The following is a 20,393-nucleotide window of genomic DNA, read 5'->3' as shown; positions in this document are numbered from 1 at the left end:
TCGACCTGGTTGCGTACGGTGAGCGGCGCCACCCCGACCCGCTGGAGGATGGGCAGCACGACACCTTCGGACTGGCCCACCAGGGCGGCCAGCAGGTGCTCGGGAGTGACCTCGGCGTTGTTGCGCTCGCGCGCCAGTCCGACGGCGGCCTGGAAGGCCTCCTGGGTCTTGATCGTCCAGCGATTGGGATCGAACGCCATCGCCATGCCTCCTGTCACCTCCTGGTTACTGCCATCGGCATAGTAAAGGTTGAGTTACTTATTATCAACTCTTGCCCCAGCTTGGCTATTCCGGCTGGTCGGGAAGCCGTGGACACCCTCCTCGCGCTGGACGCCGAACGAGTTGAGGCTGTAGCCGAGCATGGCGTAGTGCCCGACGAGCATGGGCACCTCGATCATCTGGCGCTCGTCGTAGCGCTCCTGCAGCCGGGCCCAGGTGTCGTCACTGATGACGGAGTCCCGGTGGAGCTCGTCGGCGGCCTGGAGGAGGATGACGTCGAACGGGGCCAGCCCCGCTGCCGTGGGCCCGTCGATCACCCGGTCGATCTCGGCGTCGAGGCCGGCTTCGCGGGCGATGGGCACGTGCTGGCCCCACTCGTACTCGCAGCCGTTGTTCCACGCCGTGCGCAGGATCAGCAGCTCGCGGTCCCGGGCGGGCAGCGCGCCGGCCAGCAGGAGCGCGCCGCCGAACGCCGACCAGCGGCGAAAGAGCTTGGGATGGCGGACGAGCGTGGTGAACACGTTGAGCTCTGAGCCCAAGGCGCCCATACCCTCGAGCAGGGAGCGCGCCGTGTCGTCGCGGTCAGCTGGATCGAGCGGCGGGATCCTTGGGCCATCAGGAACGGTGGTCATGGGTCGTCAGTCTCGCGGATCGACTAGAAGAGGTACATGGCCAGTGACCGACCCAAGGGCGTGCGGGCGAGGATCACCCGAGGGATCGTGCGCGTGCCGTTCCTCCGCCGGCTCTACGTACGCCGGATGTTGAAGTTCCTCGAGCGCTCGAAGCGCAAGAAGCGCGCCCTTCCCAAGGAGCTGGCCGAGCTCGACATCGCCATGTCGAAAGTGCCCGAGGACCAGCGCATGACCATGCTGGAGACCGCGCTCACCGAAGGGTCCCAGGGGGGTGCGAGCCGTCAGATGCGGCGCGCCGCGGATCGCCAGAAGCGTCAGAGCGGCCGGGGCGGCCCCCGTCGGCGGCCCGGCGCGGTCAAGCAGTCCGGAGGAGGCCCAGCGGGCCCGGCTCCCGGGGGGCCGCAGACCCGGCGACGCTGACCCGGCCGGCGCTCCCCGCCCGGGGCGGCGAAGCCGCAAGCAAGACGGCCGGCGGCGGGGTTGGGGTCCCCGCCGCTCGGAGGAGGGCGGGGATGGGGCCCCGCCCGGGGCGGCGAAGCCGCAAGCAACAGAGCCGGCGTCGGGACCTAGCGCTCGGCGAGCTGTTCCGGTTCGAGCTTGGCGACGATGATCGCCCGCAGGCGGTCGAGGGTCGAGCGGTCGGTGACCTTCGTCCCGTTCTGGTGGCGGACGTAGAACGCGTCAACGACTTCGTGCCCGAGGGTACTGACCCGGGCAGAGACGATGTCGAGGCCGCAGGCGAGCAGGCCCTTGGTGACGCGGTAGAGCAGGCCGATGGCGTTCGGCGCCCGGATCTCGACGACGGTGGCGGTGGCAGAGGCGTCGTTGTCGATCAGCACCGTGACCGGGGCCGGACCACCGGCGACGCGTGGTCGGGTGCGCCCGTAGGTGCGGGCCCGCTCGGCGAGGCGGGGGTCGAGGGCCAGCCGTCCGCCCATGACGGCGTCGAGATCCTGCTCGATGCGCGCCCAGTCGGGAGCCCGGCCCAGTGCGGGCTCCACCTCGAGGACCTCCACGGCCATCCCGGCTTCGTCGGATCCGGCCACGGCCGAGCGCACGTCGAGACCGTGCAGGGCCAGGGTCCCGGCTACGGCCGCCATCAGCCCGGGACGGTCCGGGCCGACGACGGTCACGGTCGAGCCGTCGGCCACCAGGGCCAGGCGCCGGGCGGCCATGAGACGCCGGTGCTCGGGTGACGGGAGGGCCGGCGGGGCCTCGAGTCGTTCGCCGGCGAGATGGCGCTCGACCCGGTGGACCAGCGCGGCGACGAGGCCAGCCTTCCACTGACCCCAGGCTGCCGGCCCGGTGGCCAACCCGTCCGCTTCGGTGACGGCCGCCAGCAGCTCGAGCGTCGGGCGGTCGCTGACGGCATCGGCGACGAGGCGGATGGTCTCGGGGTCGTCGAGGTCCCGGCGGGTGGCGGTGTCGGGCAGCAGGAGGTGATGGCGGACAAGCGACACGAGGGTGTTGACATCGTCAGGTGGGAAGCCCAGACGCGGAGCGAGCGAGGCGACCACCTCGGTGCCTGCGCGGGTGTGATCACCTGGGTACCCCTTGCCGATGTCATGGAGCAGGGCGCCGACGAGGAGGAGGTCGGGCCGGGCCACCCGGCGCACGAAAGCGGCGGCCTGGGCGGCGGCCTCCAGCAGGTGCCGGTCCACGGTGTAGCGGTGGTAGGCGTTGCGTTGGGGAAGGTTGCGCACCGCCTGCCATTCGGGCAGGTAGCGCACGAGGATGCCGTGCTGGTCGAGGGTCTCGACGGCGGGGATGGCTGCGTGGCCGCAGCCGAGCACGGCGACGAATGCCTGACGCGCCGAGGCGGGCCAGGGATCGCCGGGAGGCGACGCCTCCCGGGTCAGGCGGTCGAGCGCGGCTCTGGTCATGGGCACCCCGAGCCGGGCCGACGCCTCCGCCGCCCGGAGAGTGAGCGAGGGATCGCCGGCGGGGTCGGCGTCGGAAGTCAGTGCCACCTCGCCGTCCCGGAGGGCCAGGCCCTCGCCGATCGGTCGGTCGCCACCCGCGCCCCGGCCCTTGGGGCCCCGGAGCCAGGACTCGACCCGCCGCCACCCGTCCTCGCTGGCCCAGGCCACGGCCCGCCCAGCCTCGGCGACGAGGGCCATCAGCTCGTCGGCGTCGGCGAGGTCCAGGGCGGCGGCGACGGCGTCCTGGTCCTGGAGCAGCAGGCGATCGGATGGCCGGGTCGCGTGACGCTGGAGCTCGACGCGCACCGTCACCAGCAGATCGCTGGCCGAGCGCAACTGCGGGCTGCGCACGAGGTCCCCGAGCACCGGAGCAGCCATGGCCGCGGCGCGCAGGGCATGGACATCGCGCAAGCCGCCGTTGGCCTCCTTGAGGTCGGGCTCGAGGAGGAAGGCGACCGAGCCCCGGTTCTCGTGACGCTCGGCGACGGCCGCGGCCAGGATCGGCAGCCAGCGCCCGGCGCGGGCGCGCCACAGCTTGTGGATCCGCTCGGGTATGGGTTCGGCGATGGCGCGGTCGCCGGCCACGAAGCGGGCGTCGAGCAGACCGAGCGCGGCGCGCAGGTCGTCCTCGGCCACCGCCATCACCTGCTTGGGTGTGCGGACGCTGTGGTCGAGATGGATGCCCTGGTCCCACACCGGGTACCAGAGCGCCTCGGCGATCGTCCCGACGTCCCGCCGACCCTTGTGCACGAGGATGACGTCGAGGTCGCTGCCCGGCGCCAGCTCTCCCCGCCCGTATCCACCAGCGGCCACCAGAGCGAGGCCTTCTACCCGTTCTCCGGTCGCCTCGTGCAGCAGGCCGGCCAGCCAGTCGTCGGCCTCCGCCGCGTAGACCCGGCAGAGCTCCTCGCCGCGCAGGCCGGGCCTGGCCAGGAGCGCGCTGCGGCGGGCCCTGAGCGAGGGCGTCGGCCCGGACGTGGCGTCGGTCCCGTGCGGCGTCTCAGCGGTCAACGAGCACCCCGGGATTGAGGATCCACGCCGGATCAAGGGTGGTCTTGGCCGCTCGGAGAGCGGCGGCGAAAAGCTCCGGCCGTTGGCGGTCGTACCAGGGACGGTGCTCCCGCCCGACCGCGTGGTGGTGGGTGATGGTGCCCCCGTGAGCGAGGACGGCCTCGCTGGCCGCCTCCTTGACCTCCCGCCACTGGGCGATCTGGTCGCCATGGCGGCTGGGGGCGAGCACGGTGAAGTAAGGAGCGGGCCCGTCCGGGTACACGTGGGTGAAGCGGCAGGTCACTGACCCGCCGCCGCAGACCTCGGCCAGCGCCGAGGTGACCGCTTCGATCACCCCGCGATGGAGTGCGTCGAATCCCGCCCATGTGACAGCCGTCTCGAACGTCTCGGCCACACAACCGAGGGCGACCATGGCGTCGCGGGTGTAGGGCGCTCGGAGGAACGCCGAGCGCCAGGCGCCTGCCGCGCCCTCGCTCGAGGACGCCCGTACCCCGTCGGGAACCCACCCGCCGTGGTCGGCACAGCACTCGACGGCTCGTGAGATCCACGCCTCGAGTGGGTGGTCGGCGGACTCGAAGCCGAGGACGAGCAGGGCGTTCTCGTCCGCGATGCCGGCCGATGTGGCCGCCTCGCCCTGGTCGAGGAGCCGGCAGTTCGTCGGAAACAGCCCGGCCTGCGCGACGGCGCGGGCGGCTGCCGCCCCCGCCTCGAGGGAGGTGAACCGCACGCCGGCGGAGGCTCTGAACCGGGGGCGATCCTGGATCCGCATCCATGCCTCGGTGATCACACCGAGGATCCCTTCGGATCCGAGGAGGAGCCGATCGGGCGAGGGTCCGGCTCCGGAACCCGGGAGGCGCCGAGTCTCGATCACTCCTGCTGGGGTGACGGCGCGCAGAGACTCCACGAAGTCGTCGATGTGGGTGTAGTTGGTGGCGTAGTGGCCCCCTGACCGGGTGGCCAGCCAGCCTCCCAGACTGCTGTGCTCGAACGACTGCGGGAAGTGGCGCAGCGTGTAGCCGTGGGGTCGGAGCTGGTCCTCCAAGGCGGGGCCGAGGGTCCCCGCCTGGATCCGGGCCGCCCGGGACACCGCGTCGATCTCGACGACCTCGTCGAGTCGGCCGAGGTCGATCGAGACGACACCCGGGAAGGCGTCGCCCACGTCACCCTCGACGCCACCGACGACCGACGAGCCGCCGCCGTAGGGGATGGCAGCCAGCCCCGCGTCTCCGCACCAGTCGAGCACGCCGACGACGTCCTGTTCGTGGCGGGGTCGGGCCACGATGTCGGGGGAGTGCTCCAGGTCGCCGTGGAACGCCCGGACCACGTCGCGAAACGACTTGCCGTAGGTGTGCGCGGCGCGGTCGTAGGGGGTGTCGGAGCAGATGGCAGCGAGCGAAGCAGGAGCGCGGACTCGGGGCGCAGGAAGGTCGATCTGCTCGAGCGCCGGGGGTGCCGCCGGCTCGAGGTCGTCCCGACCCAGCGACGCCCCGACCGCCTTGGCCAGGGCGCGCCGCTGCGCGTCGTCGAGAGCCTGGTCCTCCCAGCCCCATCCCCACCACGACCGCCGACGCTCGCCCACGAGCTCCGACGCTACTGGCTGTAGATTTGGCGCCGGCGCCGGTGACCGGGCACGACCCAACGACCGGGCCTCGATGTCATGACGATCCTTCTTGTCCGCCACGCCAAGGCCTTCAACCGCTACCGGTGGGAGGGCGACGACCGTCTCCGCCCGCTCACGAAGAAGGGAAGAGAGCAGGCCGGCCTGCTCGTCGACGCCTTGGCGCCCCTCGCCCCCGAGCGGATCCTGTCGAGCCCGTACACCCGCTGCGTACAGACGGTCGAACCCCTGGCCGAGACGCTGGACCTCCCGGTCGAGCAGACGGAGGCGCTGGCCGAGGGGCACACGCCGTCCGCCCTTCACCTCCTGCGGTCGCTGGCGGACCAGACAGCGGTGACCTGCGGCCACGGCGACGTGATACCCGAGATCCTGTGGGCGCTGGGCGACCGTGACGGGATCAAGCTGCCGTCGGACATGCGCTGGGCGAAGGGATCGACCTGGGTGCTCGAGGGCGCAGGCGGGCGCTTCACCAGTGCTGCCTACCTGCCGCCCGGTCGACCTCCGACGCCGCGCCCCGCCTGAGGGAGGTCGACAGCTAGTTCTCGGTGGCCCGCTGGCGGGCGCGCTCCACCTCGGCCGTCGCCGACTCGGCGCCCTCCCACCCGTGGACGGTCGTTTCCTTGCCGGGCTCGATCTGCTTGTAGACGTCGAAGAAATGCCAGATCTCCTCGAGCAAGAACGGCGGCAGGTCGCCGATGTCGTGCACCGTCTCCCATCGTGGGTCCGTCGCCGGCACGCTCAACAACTTGCTGTCCCGGCCCTTCTCGTCCGTCATCAGGAAGACGCCGACCGCTCTGGCGCGGATGTGACAGCCGGGGAACGTGGGCTCGTCGCCGAGGACGAGGACGTCGAGCGGGTCTCCGTCGTCGGCCAGGGTGTCCGGTACGTAGCCGTAGTCGGCCGGGTACTGGGTGGCGGTGAAGAGCAGGCGGTCGAGCCAGATGACCCCGGTCTCGTGGTCGGCCTCGTACTTGTTCCGGGAGCCCTTGGGGATCTCGATGACGGCAACGATGTCCACCGGTCAGGTCCTGGTGGTCTCCGGTTGCAGCCACGCGGCGCCGACGACCCGACGGCCGGTGTGGATTCCCATGGCCGCGCTCAGCTCGACCACGTGGTCGACCGAGCCCAGGCGGTGCTCCAGGCGCTCGGCCAGGTCGGGGCAGTCGGCGTGGAATATCGCCGACTGGTCGGCATCGGGGCCGCCGCCCGCCGCCCACTCACGCTGGATACCCGCCAGTGCTGCTCCCGTGTCCCTGGGGCTGGCCAGTGGCTCCACGGCGCCGAAGCGCATGCGGAACACCGGGCGCACGCCCAGTCGTCCGGCGACGTCGAGGGCGACCGACGGGACTCGACCACTGCGGCGGATCGGGCCGAGGTTCTCGAGAGAGGCCACCAGATCGACGCGGGCTGACGCGTGCTCGATGGTGCGGACGACCTCCGCGGGAGAGGCGCCGGCCGACACGGCGGCGGCGCCAGCCAGGACCACCAGCCCGTGACCGGCTGCCGCGGTGCGAGAGTCGACCACCGTCACATGGGGACCGGCCATCTCGGCGGCGAGGCGGGCGTTGCGGTACATGGTCGTGAACTCGGTCGCCGGGGTCACCACGATCACCGAGCGGGCGCCGGCCTGCTCGATGGCGGCGAAGTACTCTACGACCGATGGTGGGCTCGACTTGACGGGCTCGTCGTGTTCCAGGGCGCGGTAGACGCCTCGCGTCAGTCGGTCGACTCCATCGAGGAAGTCGGCGTCGGGCAGGTGGACGGTGATGGGAAGGACGCGGATGCCGAGGGCGGGGGCGAGCGCTTGCGGCAGGCAGGCGCTCGAGTCGGCCACGAGTGCGATGTCGTGCATGCAGTGGCTCACCCTACCCATCTGCCGCGGCAAAGCACAGCTCCCCGGATGATCACCAGGGAGCGCTTCACGCTCGCCCAGCTGGTCGAGCGGACGGGGACGACGCCGGCGACCGTCCGCCACTACCTCGACCTCGGGCTGCTGCCGCGCCCGCACCGCGAGGCGGCCAACCGATTCCGCTACGACTCGCGTCACGAGCAGGCCATCCGTTTGATCCGATTGCTCCAGGAGCGTCGGCAGCTCCCGCTGTCACAGATCCGGCGCCTCCTCCCCGAACTGCTGAGGATCCCGGGGGAGCAGGCGTTCCACCCCGAGATGTGGGACGAGACCGTCGAGGTCCATCTCCGGGAACGGGGTCGTCAGCTGCCCTCGGCCCGACTCCTGCGGGCCGGTATGGCTGCCTTCGAGCGCCACGGGTTCGCCGAAGTGCGCGTCGATGACGTGTGCCGGGCGGCCAAGGTGGCCAAGGGGTCGTTCTATCGGCACTATCGCTCGAAGGAGGAGCTCTTCTTCGCCGCCGCCTCGGCGGCGGGAGACGAGGTGGCGCGGGTCTTCTCGGCCGAGGCGGGACCCGACGGCCTCGACCTGGACGAGGCGGTCGGTGTGCTCACCGAGGCGCTGTCGCGCCATCTTCCGCTTCTCCTCGACCTGATGGCTCTCGCTGCGCAGCGGCGCCCCGGACATGCTCGGGCGGCGCGTCGGATCTTCGCCGGTCTGCGGGCGGCGGTTGGCGAAGGGGTGGCATCGGGCCTCGATGCCGAGGAGGCCGGGGCGCTGGTCGTCGACCGCGCCCTGTCGGCGTGTCTGCGCCGGCTCGTCGGAGACGAGTCCATGGCTCCCGACACACTGGTCGACGTCATGTAGGTATGACTGGGTAGTCACCCATACCTGCTACAGTCGCGCCGTGGTCCCGAGTGACGGCGAGATCATGGCCCGGGTGGGCGGTGAGAACTTCCCCGTGGCGCCGCTCGTCCTTCCGCGATCGGTGCGCGGGCACCTGATGGGGATCTACGGGTTCGCCCGTCTGGCTGACGAGATCGGCGACGAGGCGGCCGGCGATCGGATGGTGCTGCTGACCTGGCTGGACGAGGAGATCGACCGCCTGTACCAGGGCACCCCCGAGCATCCGGTGATGCGCCGGCTGGCCCCCACCGTGCGAGAGCTGCAGCTGTCCCCGGAGCCCTTCCGCCAGCTGGTCGAGGCCAACCGGCAGGACCAGCGCGTGAGCCGCTACGACACCTTTGGCGCCCTGCTCGAGTACTGCGCGCTGTCGGCCAACCCGGTCGGCCGGCTCGTGCTCGAGGTCCTCGGCGCGGCGACCCCTGAGCGGCGCCAGTGGTCTGACTCGGTGTGCGCCGGTCTCCAGGTGGCCGAGCACCTCCAGGACGTGGCAGAGGACCTCGACCGGGGCCGCGTCTACCTGCCCCAGGAGGACCTGGCTCGGTTCGGGTGCACCGAGCAGGACCTTCGGTCCGCGCCCTTCGGTCCGGCCGCGAGGGCGCTGCTGGAGTTCGAGGTCGACCGGGCCCGGTCGCTGCTGGACGACGGCTCGCCGCTGGTGGGCAGCCTCGAGGGACGGCTGCGCCTGGGGGTGGCTGCGTTCGTCGCCGGTGGCCACGCTGCCCTCGACGGCGTCGAGCGCGGCGTGCGGGGCCCAGTCGGCGCTCCGGCGCGTCCTCGGCGACGGGACGTGGCCCGGCACTGGGTGCGGGTCGTCGCCGTTGGCGGGAGACAGGTCGGGCGGTCCGCGGCCGTGGGCGTCGAGGCAGCGCGTCGATGAACACCGCCGAGGCGTACCGGCACTGCCAGCTCGTCACGAATCGCGAGGCGCGCAATTTCTCCTACGGGATCCGCCTCCTCCCGCCCGTCAAGCGGGCGGCGTTGTCGGCCATCTACGCCTTCTCGAGGCGGGTCGACGACGTGGCCGACGGGTCCTTGCCCACAGACGAGAAGCTGACCGCCCTGGCCCAGGTGCGCGAGGAGCTCGACGCGCTCGGGCGACCGACTGACGATGCCGTGTTGGTGGCCCTGGCTGACGCCGTGTCCCGCTATCCGGTTCCCCGCTCCGCCCTGGGCGATCTGGTCGACGGTGTCGAGATGGATGTCGTGGGAACCCGGTACGCGACGTTCGAGGAGCTCCTGCTGTACTGCCGCCGCGTCGCCGGAGCGGTCGGCCAACTCTCCCTGGCGGTGTTCGGCGCCAGGGACGTCGAGGCCGCACGGCCGCGCGCCGACGCGCTGGGAGTCGCTCTCCAGCTGACCAACATCCTCCGCGACGTGAGAGAGGACGCCGAGATGGGCCGGGTGTACCTGCCCGCCGACGACCTCGAGCGGTTCGGGTGGCGCGCTGGTGACGAGCTCCCTTGGAGCGGTGCCGCAGTCGACCGTCCGGGGACCGGTACCTCCGGGCCGGCCTCCCGGGCCGGCAACGCCGACCTGGCGGGATTGGTCCGCTTCGAGGCGGAGCGCGCGGAGCAGTGGTTCGGCCGCGGCCTCGAGCTCCTGCCGCAGCTGGATCGCCGGTCCCGGGCGTGCACGGCGGCCATGGCGGGGATCTACCGCCGTCTGCTCGCTCGCATCGCCCGTCACCCCGAGGCGGTGTCCGCGGGGCGGGTGTCGCTCCCCCCGTGGGAGAAGGCGTGGGTCGCGTCCGCCAGCTTGGCCGGGGGCGCACCGTGAGCCGGCCGCGGGTCGTCGTGGTCGGAGGCGGGATCGCCGGTCTGACCGCCGCCCTGGCCTGCGCCGACGGCGGAGCCTGGGTGACCGTGCTCGAGGCCCGTGGGCGGCTGGGCGGAGCCACGTGGTCGGCGCGGCGCGAGGGCTTGTGGGTCGACAACGGGCAGCACGTCTTCCTGCGGGCGTGCACGGCCTACCGCGGCTTCCTGGCGAGGATCGGCGCCGCTGGGCTCGTCGACCTGCAGCGACGTCTGTCCGTGCCGGTCATCGCTCCAGGGGGACGAACGGCGTGGCTCAGACGGGGCAGGTTGCCGGCGCCGCTCCAGCTGGGCCCGAGCCTCTTCCGGTACTCCCACCTCGGGCGGTTCGACCGGGTGCGGGTCGCGGCGGGCGGGCTCCGGCTGGCCCGCCTCGACCCGAGCCGGGAGGACCTCGACGGTCAGACCTTCGCCGAGTGGCTCTCGGGCAACGGGCAGTCCCCGAGCGCGGTGGAGCGTTTCTGGGACCTCATCGGCCTGCCCACGCTCAACGTGCACGCGGCCGAGGCGTCGCTGGCTCTGGCGGCGACGACGTTTCAGACGGGCTTCTTCACCGACGCCGCCGCGGCCGACATCGGCTACGCCCGGGTGCCGCTCGATCGCGTCCACGCCGAGCCGGCCGGGCGGGCCCTGGCCGACGCCCGGGTGGAGGTCCTGGCGCGGCACCGCGTCTCGAGAGTGGATCTCGATGGCAACGCCGCGACCGGCGTGACGGTCGATGGGGACCGTCTCGCCGCCGAGGCGGTCGTCCTCGCCGTCCCCCATGACGAGGCAGCGGCGCTCCTGCCCGCCGCCGCGGGCGTCGACCGAGCCGGCCTCCGACGTCTCGGGAGCTCTCCGATCGTCAACCTTCACGTCGTGTACGACCGGCCGGTCACAGGGCTGCCGTTCGCGGCGGGCGTTGGCACGCCGGTGCAGTTCGTCTTCGACCGGACGGTGGCCTCGGGCATCGACCCGCTGGAGGGTCGGCAGTGCCTCGCCATCTCGTTGTCGGGAGCCGACGACTATGTCTCGATGTCGACCGAGGACCTCCGCTCGGTGTTCGCCGCCGAGTTGGCCCGGTTGTTTCCCAGAGCCAGGAGGGCCCGCATGGAGCGGTTTTTCGTGACCAGGGAGCCGGCGGCGACCTTCCGGGCCGTACCCGGGACGGCCAAGCTGCGGCCCGGCACTCGTACGGACGTCGAGCGGTTGTACCTGAGCGGGGCGTGGACCGACACAGGATGGCCCGCCACCATGGAAGGTGCCGCCCGCAGCGGCCAGGCGGCGGCAGCCGCGGCGCTCACGGCCATTGGTCTCGAGGACGCGGACGGGCGGCGTCGGCGCGAGGTGATCCCAGCGTGATCGCTGTCCAGCCCTCGACCCTGGCTGACTCGCGAGAGACGATCTTCCCGGCCATGGCGGCGGCGGTGCGTCGGTTGGCGCCCGAGGTCCGACCCGTCGTCGAGCACCACCTCGGGTGGGTCGACGGGAACGGCCACGCAGCCACTGGTGGGGGAGGCAAGGCGCTCCGGGCCACCCTGGCTCTGTTGTCGGCGGAGGCGGTGGGCTCGACGCCTGCGGTGGCCCTGCCGGGAGCGGTGGCTGTCGAACTGGTGCACAACTTCTCGCTGCTGCACGACGACGTCATGGACGGCGATCGCGAGCGGCGCCACCGCCCGACAGCATGGGTCCGCTTTGGCGTCGGCCAGGCGATCTGTGCCGGCGACGCGCTCATGGCGCTGGCCCACGAGGTGCTCGTCGAGCGGCCGGGAGACGAGCGCCGGCGAGCGGCGCTCTCGCTGGCGAAGGCGACGGGCGCCATGATCGCCGGCCAGGGCCAGGACCTCGCGTTCGAGCGCCGGCTGGACACGTCTGTCGCCCAGTACCTGTCGATGGCGGCGGCCAAGACCGGTGCCATCCTGGGGTGCTCGGCGTCGATCGGCGCCGTGCTCGCCGGCGCCGGACCGGGCCCGGTCACGGCTCTCACGCGATTCGGGTGCCACCTGGGTCTGGCCTTCCAGATCACCGACGATCTTCTCGGCGTCTGGGGCCGTTCCGACGTGACGGGCAAACCGGTGGGCAGCGACATCAGTGCGGGAAAGGCGTCCCTTCCGATCGTGGTCGCCCTCCGCTCGGATAATCCCGAGGCAGACGAGCTCAGGCGGGTGTTGGCCGCCGGCGCCAGCGACGAGGCGACGGTCGCCCGGGCCACGGCGCTGATCGAGTCCAGCGGGGCGCGTCAGATGACCGAGGACGAGGCCGTGCGCCAGCTCGCCGGGGCGCTCGAGTGCCTGGACACCGTCGCCGTTCCGGAGGCGGTACGGGCTCGCCTCGTCGAGTTGGCCCGGTTCGTCGTCGAGCGGGACGTGTGATCGTGACCTCGACCACGATGATCGGCGCCGCGCCGGCCGAGGCGCAGGAGGCCCTCGATCGAGGAGTTCGTCGTCTCCTGGAGGAGCAGCGCCCCGACGGCTGGTGGAAGGGCGAGCTGGCATCCAACGTCACCATGGACGCAGAGGACCTCCTCATGCGCGAGTTCCTCGGCGTCCGGGACCCGACCGAGACGCGGTCGACGGCGGCCTGGATCCGCTCCGAGCAACGCCCTGACGGCTCGTGGGCGACCTTCCACGGGGGACCACCGGATCTGTCGACGACGGTGGAGGCCTACGTCGCCCTTCGCCTCGCCGGCGACCCGCCCGACGCAGACCACATGCTCCGGGCGGCGACCATCGTCCGCGGGCTCGGTGGGCTGGCGGCGACGCGGGTCTTCACCCGATTGTGGCTGGCGCTGTTCGGGCTGTGGTCCTGGGACGACCTACCTGCCCTCCCGCCCGAGGTGGTCCTGCTGCCGCGGTGGTTCCCCCTCAACATCTACGACTTCGCCTGCTGGGCCCGACAGACGATCGTCGCCCTCACCGTCGTGGCTGCCCACCGACCGGTGCGACCGCTGGGCTTCGGCATCGACGAGCTGGAAGCTCCTGTCGCGGGCACAGCCGGGCCGGGCTCCGGGGCCGGCGGGCTCCTGGACCGTGTGCTGCGGGCCTACGAGCGCCGGCCGGTCGGGCCGTTGCGGCGGCTGGCGCTGGCGCGGGCCGAGCGATGGATCGTCCGCCACCAGGAGTCGGACGGCTCGTGGGGCGGCATCCAGCCGCCGTGGGTGTACTCGCTCATGGCTCTCGAGCTGCTCGGCTACCCGCTCGGCCATCCCGTGATGCAGAAGGGACTGGAGGGCCTCGACGGCTTCACCGTGGTCGAGGACGGGGTGCGTCGGCTCGAGGCCTGTCAGTCGCCGGTGTGGGATACGGCCCTCGCCGTCCTGGCCCTCACCGACGCTGGTCTCACTGGCGACCATCCGTCCCTCGTCCGAGCCGCCGATTGGCTGCTTGCCCACGAGGTACGGACCCGCGGTGACTGGGCCGTGCGCCGGCCGCGACTCGCCCCTGGCGGGTGGGCCTTCGAGTTCGCCAACGAGTGGTACCCGGACGTGGACGACACGGCCGTCGTGGTGCTCGCCCTCCGTCGGGTCCACCACCCGGATCCGGAGCGAGTGGCGCGGTCAATCGACCGGGCTCGCGAGTGGACCTTCGGCATGCAGAGCAGGGGAGGGGGCTGGGGCGCGTTCGACGTGGACAACACCCGCGACCTGTGCCGGCGCCTCCCCTTCTGTGACTTCGGCGAGGTCATCGACCCGCCGTCGGCCGACGTCACTGCCCACGCCGTCGAGATGCTGGCAGGAGAGGGGCTGGCGGCCGACCCGCGAGTCGTCGACGGGACCCGGTGGCTGCTCGCCCAACAGGAGGTCGATGGCTCGTGGTTCGGCAGGTGGGGCGCCAACCACGTCTACGGCACCGGTGCCTCCCTGCCCGCTCTCGTCGCCGCCGGGACACCAGTGGATGCGGTCCCCCTGCGGCGGGCGGTGCGGTGGCTCGAGTCCCATCAGGATCCGGGTGGTGGGTGGGGTGAGGACCTCCGGTCCTACCGTGAGGGCTCGTGGCGAGGCAAGGGGGAGCCGACCGCGTCGCAGACGGCCTGGGCGCTGCTTGGCCTGTTGGCAACGAGCGTCGCTGCACCGTCCGACGCCGTCGATCGAGGAGTGGCGTGGCTGGTCCGCACGCAGTGTGCTGACGGCGGTTGGGACGAGCCGTGGTTCACCGGCACCGGCTTTCCGGGCGACTTCTACATCAACTACGGCCTGTACCGGCTGGTCTTCCCGGTCATGGCGCTGGGCAGGTACGTGGAGGCTCGACGGTGAGCGGGGGCCGCCGCGTGCTGCTGGCCGGCCCGCGATCGTTCTGCGCCGGAGTCGAGCGCGCCATCGATACTGTCGAGCGGGCGTTGGAGAGGTTCGGGCCTCCGGTGTACGTCCGCAAGCAGATCGTCCACAACAGCCACGTCGTCAACGCGCTCGAGCAACGCGGGGCCGTCTTCGTCGACGAGCTCTCGCAGGTCCCGGTCGCGGCCACGGTGGTGTTGTCCGCCCACGGCGTGTCGCCGGAGGTCCGCGCCGAGGCTGGCCAGCGCGACCTGCGCGTGATCGACGCCACCTGCCCGCTCGTGAACAAGGTCCACGTCGAGGCGCGCCGCTTCGCCCAGGAGGGATACCGGATCGTCCTCGTGGGTCACCTGGGCCACGAGGAGATCGAGGGCACGCTGGGTGAGGCGCCCGGCCGCATAGACGTCGTGGACAGCACGGAGGCCGTGGACCGGCTCGCCATCGACGCCGACCAACCGGTCGCCTACCTCGCCCAGACCACCCTGGCGACCGACGAGGTCGCCGAGATCGTGGACGCGTTGCGCGGGCGCTTCCCGCGCGCGGTGGGCCCGGGCACCGACGACATCTGCTACGCGACACAGAACCGGCAGGATGCCGTGCGGAAGATCGCGAGGAGGTCGGACGTCGTGATCGTGGTCGGGTCAGCCAACTCGTCCAACTCCAATCGACTGGTCGAGGTGGCCGAGCGTGAAGGGTGCGAGGCCCACCTGATCGACGATCCGACCGAGCTGGACGCCAGCTGGATCAGCCATGCGGCTACGGTGGGAGTGACCGCGGGTGCGTCGGCGCCCGAGACGTTGGTGGGTGAGGTGGTGGCCGCCCTTGGGGGGCTGGGCCCGCTGGAGCTGGAGGAGGATGCCGTGACGACCGAAAGGGTCCGCTTCCGTGCCCCGGACGGGGTGAGGTAGTCGTGCCGGTCTCCGTGCGTCAACAGGCCCGGGTCGGCGCCTATCTGGCGCGTCAGCGCCTGGCTCGCCGGGAGAAGTTTCCCCTGCTGGTGGAGATGGAGCCGCTCTTCGCCTGCAACCTGGCCTGCGCCGGATGCGGCAAGATCCAGCACCCGACGGACATCCTCCGTCGCCGCCTGTCCGTAGAGGACGCCGTCGGCGCCATGGAAGAGTGCGGGGCGCCGATGGTGTCGATCGCCGGAGGCGAGCCGCTCGTGCACCCGCAGATCGACCAGATCGTCGGCGCGCTGGTCGATCGGCGCAAATACGTGTACCTCTGCACCAACGGCGTGCTCATGGAGCGGAAGCTGGATCTGTTCGAGCCGTCGCGGTACTTCTCCTGGGCCGTCCACATCGACGGCCTGCGCCAGCGCCACGACGAGTCGGTGTGCCGGGAGGGCGTGTTCGACCAGGCCGTGGCGGCCGTCAGGGCGGCGAAGGAGCGTGGGTTTCGGGTCACCACGAACACCACGTTCTTCAGCACCGACGAGCCGAAGACCGTGCGGGACGTCCTGGACTTCCTCAACGACGAGCTCGAGGTCGACCAGATGATGATCTCGCCGGCCTACGCCTACGAGAAGGCTCCCGACCAGGACCACTTCCTGGGGGTGGAACAGACACGACGGCTGTTTCGAGAGGCGTTCTCGGGAGGAGCCCGCCGTCGTTGGCGCCTCAACCACTCCCCGCTGTTCCTCGACTTCCTCGAGGGCAAGGTCGACTTCGACTGCACGGCCTGGGCCATCCCCAGCTTCTCGGTGCTTGGCTGGCAACGGCCCTGCTACCTCATGTCCGACGGGTACGCCGACAGCTACAAGGAGCTGGTGGAGGAGACCGACTGGTCGCGCTACGGCCGGGGGAGAGATCCCCGCTGTGCCAACTGCATGGCCCACTGCGGCTACGAGCCGACCGCCGTGCTGAGCACCATGGGCTCGCTCCGCGAGTCGCTCCGGGCCGCCGTCGGCCACTAGGTCGGGGATAGGCTGCCCGGCGGACAGCCGGCGATCGGGAGGTCCGACCATGGCGAGCGTGGTGCGGGGCGTGGTGGCTCCGAAGAAGGCGGCCCCGGTCTCGATCGAGGAGGTTGTCGTTCCCGATCCCGGTCCCGGCGAGGTCGTGGTGCGGGTCCAGGCGTGCGGGCTGTGCCACACGGATCTGCACTACCGAGAAGGCGCCATCAACGACGACTTTCCCTTCCTGCTGGGCCACGAGGCAGCCGGTCGGGTCGAGTCGGTGGGCGAGGGTGTAGACAACGTCGTGCCGGGTGACTACGTCGTGCTGGCATGGAGGGCGCCGTGCGGCGACTGCCGCTCGTGCCGACGTGGTCGACCCTGGTACTGCTTCGCCAGCCGGAACGCCAGCCAGCCGATGACGCTCGCCGATGGCACCGCGCTCACGCCGGCGCTCGGAATCGGCGCCTTCGCCGAGCTCACCCTGGTGGCCGCCGGGCAGGCCGTCAAAGTCGATCCTGCGGCGCGTCCGGAGGCAGCGGGGTTGATCGGCTGCGGGGTGATGGCGGGGTTCGGGGCGGCGGTGAACACCGGTGGCGTGCGTCGGGGGGACACGGTCGCCGTCATCGGCTGCGGCGGGGTGGGCGACGCCGCCGTCGCGGGGGCGGCGCTGGCCGGGGCCCGGGTGGTGATCGGCATCGACGTGGACGCCCGCAAGCTCGAGTGGGCCCGCCGCTTCGGCGCCACCCACACGGTCGACGCGTCACGCCAGGACCCGGTCGAGGCGGTGCACCAGCTCACCGGAGGAACCGGGGCCGACGTCGTCGTCGAGGCGGTGGGGTCGCCCGAGACCTACCGCCAGGCATTCTTCGCCCGCGACCTGGCCGGCACGCTCGTGCAGGTGGGCGTGCCTGACCCCACGATGAACGTGGAGCTCCCGATGATCGAGCTCTTCGGGCGGGGCGGGGCCCTCAAGTCGTCCTGGTACGGCGACTGCCTGCCGACGCGTGACTTCCCGATGCTGGTGGACCTCTATCTGAGCGGACGGCTGGACCTCGACGGGTTCGTGTCGGAGACGATCGGTCTCGAGGACGTCGAGGATGCCCTGGGCCGGATGACCCGCGGCGAGGTGCTCCGCTCGGTCGTCGTGCTGTAGCTCACGGGCCCGCATCCACCCCCATCAGCGTGAGCACGGCCTCGAGCCCGCGATCCCGGCTGTCCTCCGCAGGCGGGAGAAGGTACACGGTCAGCCCGACTTGGACGGCGCCGCCGTCGGTGAGCGGATTGTCACCCACCATGAGGGCCGCAGACGGAGCCGCCTGGAGCCCCGCACAGGCGACCTCGAACAGTCGAGGTGCCGGCTTGGCCATGCCGTAGTCGCAGGACAGGACGAACACGTCGACCAGCTGGTCGAGACCGTGGGCGGCGAACACGGGGCGGATGTCCCAGCCGGTGTCGCTCACCACCGCGATGGGCACGCCGGCGGAGCGCAGCTCACGCAATGCGCTCTCGGTGTCCGAGAACGGTTCCCAGCCGACGGCGCTGATCTCGCGCTCGTACATCGCCTCGCCGAGCCCGGTGACGAGGACGTCGAGACGCGAATAGAGGGCGCTCCAGCACGATCGGTGGGCCTCAGGAGAGAGGTCCCGGCCCTTGGACAGCTCCTCCGGGGTGCGGGCGCGCTCCTGGACCTCGGCCCACAGCTTCCGGGCCGTGGCCTGGTCAACCTGCACCCCGAGATCCTCGGCAGCCTGGACGACGGCCCGGTGGGCACCGGTTCGGCCGAACAGGGTGTCGCCGAAGTCGAAGAGCACGGCCTGAAGCCTTGGCACGCCGGCACCCTAGCGGCGCGGTCGAGCACAAGCGGGGTCGGCGCGGCCGAGGCGCGGCCTGCGGCGGCCGTCAGGGTGCGTTCGGCGCCCCGCAACTAGCGAGGGGCAGACAGCGCGGGTCAAAGGCGGCGGTGGGTGTCGCCGGCCACTGCCCGAGGAGGTAGCGGTGACCTCCGTCGACGGACTGGTAGTGCCCCGGCTGGCCATCCGGCGCCACCGCCTTGGGGTCCCACCACACCTCCTGGGCGTCCTTGATGCCTCCGTAGTCCGTCGTTCGGTAGAAGAAGCTGGGCACATAGGGCGAGTTGGACAGGAGCCGGATGCGGAACATCCCGTCGGCGAAGGTGCCGGGATCGAGCCTCGGCCCCGCTCCCTCCAGGCCCGAGAACGCGAGCAGCAGGCTGTAGAAGTCCAGGGGCGCATCGAGCGGCGGGTCGGTGGTGGGGTCGATGGACTTGTAGGCCCGCCACCACTGGCTGTCCTGGGGCTTCTGGGTCGCGGGCAGGCTGCTGATCCCGAAGTCGTGGGCCCACTGCCGGGGGTCGTACTGGCGGGCGAAGAAGTCGCTGTCGCCCAGCAGGTAACCGGTCTGGAGCCACTCGGGGAAGTACCCCTGCTCGGTGGCCGCCTTGGACCCGAAGATCGGAGAGAACGGGTCACATAGGCACACGACCGTGGTGACCTTGGCCGCCTTCATCTGCTGCGCGGCGTTGGTCGCCTGCGTCTCGGCGGTGTTGGGATCGAGGGCGTAGCCGATCTTGGTCGCCGTCGGTATCCCCTCCCTGGCCAGACGGCTGCTCAGGTCGTCGCCCACGCGGGAGTAGATGCTGGGAGTGCCGTCCAGGTTGGTGGTGGGGTAGAGGATCCCGTAGCGGCGGGGCTGCCCGTTGACGGGAGGGTTGCTGCCGGCACCGCCGAACCGGGCCCGGCTGTGGGTGCCGAGGCGCTTGGCGATGTATTCGGCGACCATGGAATCGGACGTGTCGGTGCTGGGCAGCATGCCGAACACGAACGGTGCGTGGGCGGCATAGAAGCTCTGCGGCAGGGCATTACCGGCGATGCTGACGATGCCCCGCCGGGACGTCTCGTCCAGGTATGCGTCACTCGTTCCGCCGACATCCGAGCTGCCCACGTCCACGAAGGCGTGGTACTGCTGGTCGGTCGCCACGGCGTCGGCCCGAGCTCCGGAGGAGTCGCCCAGCTGGGCCTGGGAGTTGAAGATCTGTACGTTCACGTGACGCCCGTAGGTCTGGAAGTAGCGGCTGAAGAAGTCGGCGTAGACGTTGATCGTGTGGTCCTCGAGAGAGCCGGAGGACGTCTGGCCGGCGGCGGCGGTGATGGAGTTGAGCTGCTGGCTCGACGGAGCCTGGTAGAAGACGAGGTTGATGTTGGAGGCGGTGACGCCCTTGTAGGTCGTCCCGCCGTTGCTGGCGCCGGTCCACCCCGGTTTGCAGCCAGCGCTGGGTCCGAGGAATGACTGTCGCGAGCAGTCGACCGGCGCTCCGGCGACGCCCGGGGCCGATGGACCTGCCCCCGGCTGGCTGCCGGGAGAGCCCGGGCGGTAGCCCGAGAACACGCTCGTTCGCGACGGGGTGGTCGTCGGGGCCAACCCGATCACCAGCGCCACCGCCAGAGCGATGGCCGCAAAGGGCCCGTACCGGCGGATCACCCAGCTCGTCGAGCGCGGCGTCGCAGTGCTCACGGGTGGTCCCCGACGTGTGGATCCGCCGATCCGAGGAGACTGCGCGCGCTGGTCTCGCCGGCTCGGTCGGTGCCGAGATAGGAAGCGACGACGCGGGGGTGGGCGACGACTTCGGCTGGGGGACCCGAGGCGACGATCGAGCCGGCCTCGATGGCCACCAGGCGGTCGGCGACCTCGGACACCAGGCCGAGCTCGTGCTCCACCACGAGCAGGGCGGTGCCGGTGGTGTCGCGCAGCCAACGGAGGAGCGGTCCCAGGCGCTCGGTCTCGTGCATGGATATGCCCGTCGCCGGCTCGTCGAGGAGCAGGACCCGCGGTCCCTCGGCGAGCCCGCAGGCGATGTCGACGATTCGTCTCGTGCCGGTCGACAGCTCCGACACTGGCGAGTCGGCAAAGGCCACGAGACCGGTCAGCTCGAGCAGCTCGTCGACTCGCGACCACATCGCCTGCTCGGCGTCCCGCGCCACGGGCAGCGCGAAGACGCTCGACAGCGGATCACGGACCTCGAGGTGACGGTCGGACGCCACGGCCACCGTCTCGCGCACGGTGAGGGCCGGGAATAACCGGGCCGACTGGAACGAGCGGCCCATCCCTTCGCGGGCCCGTCGCTCGGGACTCCAGCGGGTGACGTCGACCCCGCCCATGAGCACCCTTCCGCCGTCGGGGGAGGTGAAGCCGCTGAGCAGGTCGAAAACGGTGGTCTTGCCGGCGCCGTTCGGACCGATGAGGCCGAGGATCTCGGCGC

20 protein-coding genes are annotated in these 20,393 nt (G+C 71.5%); 11 read left to right on the top strand and 9 right to left on the bottom strand.

The genetic code is table 11. The features are described from left to right. A partial coding sequence (locus VGF64_16690; GenBank protein HEY1636398.1) for a Clp protease N-terminal domain-containing protein occupies window positions 1-206 on the bottom strand: 206 nt, incomplete at its 3' end. Window positions 207-254: 48 nt separating this feature from the next. Next, the gene (locus tag VGF64_16685; GenBank protein ID HEY1636397.1) at window positions 255-851 is read right to left on the bottom strand and encodes a carboxymuconolactone decarboxylase family protein; all 597 of its coding nucleotides are present in this window, start codon (window positions 849-851) and stop codon (window positions 255-257) included. 36 nt (window positions 852-887) lie between these two features. Here VGF64_16685 and VGF64_16680 point away from each other — a divergent pair, with 36 nt between their 5' ends. Continuing rightward, window positions 888-1,271 (top strand): hypothetical protein, encoded by a 384-nt coding sequence (locus tag VGF64_16680; protein ID HEY1636396.1) that lies wholly within the window; start codon window positions 888-890, stop codon window positions 1,269-1,271. 146 nt (window positions 1,272-1,417) lie between these two features. Here the strand turns inward: VGF64_16680 and VGF64_16675 are convergent, their stop codons facing one another. Together VGF64_16675 and VGF64_16670 are read right to left on the bottom strand one after the other, a co-directional pair. Beyond that, window positions 1,418-3,784 carry a [protein-PII] uridylyltransferase gene (locus VGF64_16675; GenBank protein HEY1636395.1) on the bottom strand — a complete coding sequence of 789 codons (2,367 nt, stop codon included), beginning with the start codon at window positions 3,782-3,784 and terminating at the stop codon, window positions 1,418-1,420. Next, window positions 3,774-5,363 carry an FAD-binding oxidoreductase gene (locus tag VGF64_16670; protein ID HEY1636394.1) on the bottom strand — a complete coding sequence of 530 codons (1,590 nt, stop codon included), beginning with the start codon at window positions 5,361-5,363 and terminating at the stop codon, window positions 3,774-3,776. Before VGF64_16670 ends, VGF64_16675 begins: the two co-directional genes overlap by 11 nt. Window positions 5,364-5,441: 78 nt before the next feature. Between VGF64_16670 and VGF64_16665 the strand changes: the two genes are divergently transcribed. Continuing rightward, the gene (locus VGF64_16665; protein ID HEY1636393.1) at window positions 5,442-5,924 is read left to right on the top strand and encodes a phosphoglycerate mutase family protein; all 483 of its coding nucleotides are present in this window, start codon (window positions 5,442-5,444) and stop codon (window positions 5,922-5,924) included. A 13-nt stretch (window positions 5,925-5,937) separates the two neighbouring features. On the opposite strand, the gene VGF64_16660 is transcribed toward VGF64_16665, so the two are convergent. Continuing rightward, window positions 5,938-6,420: an inorganic diphosphatase gene (locus tag VGF64_16660; protein HEY1636392.1), complete on the bottom strand. Its 483-nt coding sequence runs from the start codon at window positions 6,418-6,420 to the stop codon at window positions 5,938-5,940. Between the two features lie 3 nt (window positions 6,421-6,423). Then, window positions 6,424-7,254: a DegV family protein gene (locus VGF64_16655; GenBank protein ID HEY1636391.1), complete on the bottom strand. Its 831-nt coding sequence runs from the start codon at window positions 7,252-7,254 to the stop codon at window positions 6,424-6,426. A gap of 48 nt (window positions 7,255-7,302) precedes the next feature. On the opposite strand from VGF64_16655, the gene VGF64_16650 reads away from it, so the two are divergent. From VGF64_16650 to VGF64_16610, 9 genes are read left to right on the top strand one after another with little or no spacing between them, the layout of a single operon-like run. Next, a complete protein-coding gene (locus tag VGF64_16650; GenBank protein HEY1636390.1) occupies window positions 7,303-8,118 on the top strand; it encodes a TetR family transcriptional regulator in 816 nt (271 codons plus the stop codon). A gap of 40 nt (window positions 8,119-8,158) precedes the next feature. After that, complete coding sequence (hpnC, locus tag VGF64_16645) at window positions 8,159-9,034, top strand: squalene synthase HpnC (GenBank protein HEY1636389.1); 876 nt, start codon at window positions 8,159-8,161, stop codon at window positions 9,032-9,034. Further along, window positions 9,031-9,933, top strand: a complete 903-nt coding sequence (gene hpnD, locus VGF64_16640) for a presqualene diphosphate synthase HpnD (protein ID HEY1636388.1) — start codon at window positions 9,031-9,033, stop codon at window positions 9,931-9,933. Before hpnC ends, hpnD begins: the two co-directional genes overlap by 4 nt. Then, window positions 9,930-11,309, top strand: coding sequence for a hydroxysqualene dehydroxylase HpnE (gene hpnE, locus VGF64_16635; GenBank protein ID HEY1636387.1), 1,380 nt, complete (start codon window positions 9,930-9,932; stop codon window positions 11,307-11,309). Before hpnD ends, hpnE begins: the two co-directional genes overlap by 4 nt. Then, window positions 11,306-12,319: a polyprenyl synthetase family protein gene (locus VGF64_16630; GenBank protein HEY1636386.1), complete on the top strand. Its 1,014-nt coding sequence runs from the start codon at window positions 11,306-11,308 to the stop codon at window positions 12,317-12,319. Before hpnE ends, VGF64_16630 begins: the two co-directional genes overlap by 4 nt. A gap of 2 nt (window positions 12,320-12,321) precedes the next feature. Further along, complete coding sequence (gene shc, locus VGF64_16625; protein HEY1636385.1) at window positions 12,322-14,199, top strand: squalene--hopene cyclase; 1,878 nt, start codon at window positions 12,322-12,324, stop codon at window positions 14,197-14,199. Then, the gene (gene ispH, locus VGF64_16620) at window positions 14,196-15,128 is read left to right on the top strand and encodes a 4-hydroxy-3-methylbut-2-enyl diphosphate reductase (GenBank protein ID HEY1636384.1); all 933 of its coding nucleotides are present in this window, start codon (window positions 14,196-14,198) and stop codon (window positions 15,126-15,128) included. Before shc ends, ispH begins: the two co-directional genes overlap by 4 nt. Window positions 15,129-15,130: 2 nt before the next feature. Then, window positions 15,131-16,135, top strand: a complete 1,005-nt coding sequence (gene hpnH / locus VGF64_16615; protein HEY1636383.1) for an adenosyl-hopene transferase HpnH — start codon at window positions 15,131-15,133, stop codon at window positions 16,133-16,135. Window positions 16,136-16,184: 49 nt separating this feature from the next. Next, a complete protein-coding gene (locus VGF64_16610; GenBank protein ID HEY1636382.1) occupies window positions 16,185-17,270 on the top strand; it encodes an S-(hydroxymethyl)mycothiol dehydrogenase in 1,086 nt (361 codons plus the stop codon). A gap of 1 nt (window position 17,271) precedes the next feature. Here VGF64_16610 and VGF64_16605 read toward each other — a convergent pair whose 3' ends face one another. The 3 genes from VGF64_16605 to VGF64_16595 all read right to left on the bottom strand — a co-directional run. Then, window positions 17,272-17,946 (bottom strand): HAD family hydrolase, encoded by a 675-nt coding sequence (locus tag VGF64_16605; GenBank protein HEY1636381.1) that lies wholly within the window; start codon window positions 17,944-17,946, stop codon window positions 17,272-17,274. A 70-nt stretch (window positions 17,947-18,016) separates the two neighbouring features. After that, on the bottom strand, window positions 18,017-19,648 hold the full coding sequence (locus VGF64_16600) for a hypothetical protein (GenBank protein HEY1636380.1): 1,632 nt from the start codon (window positions 19,646-19,648) through the stop codon (window positions 18,017-18,019). Then, a partial coding sequence (locus VGF64_16595; GenBank protein ID HEY1636379.1) for an ATP-binding cassette domain-containing protein occupies window positions 19,645-20,393 on the bottom strand: 749 nt, incomplete at its 5' end. The genes VGF64_16595 and VGF64_16600, both read right to left, overlap by 4 nt.

The organism is Acidimicrobiales bacterium, from assembly GCA_036491125.1.
Taxonomy (GTDB): Bacteria; Actinomycetota; Acidimicrobiia; order Acidimicrobiales; family AC-9; genus AC-9.
The sequence above is the reverse complement of the archived record's forward strand: the minus strand, read 5'-3'. Positions and strand labels throughout refer to the sequence as shown.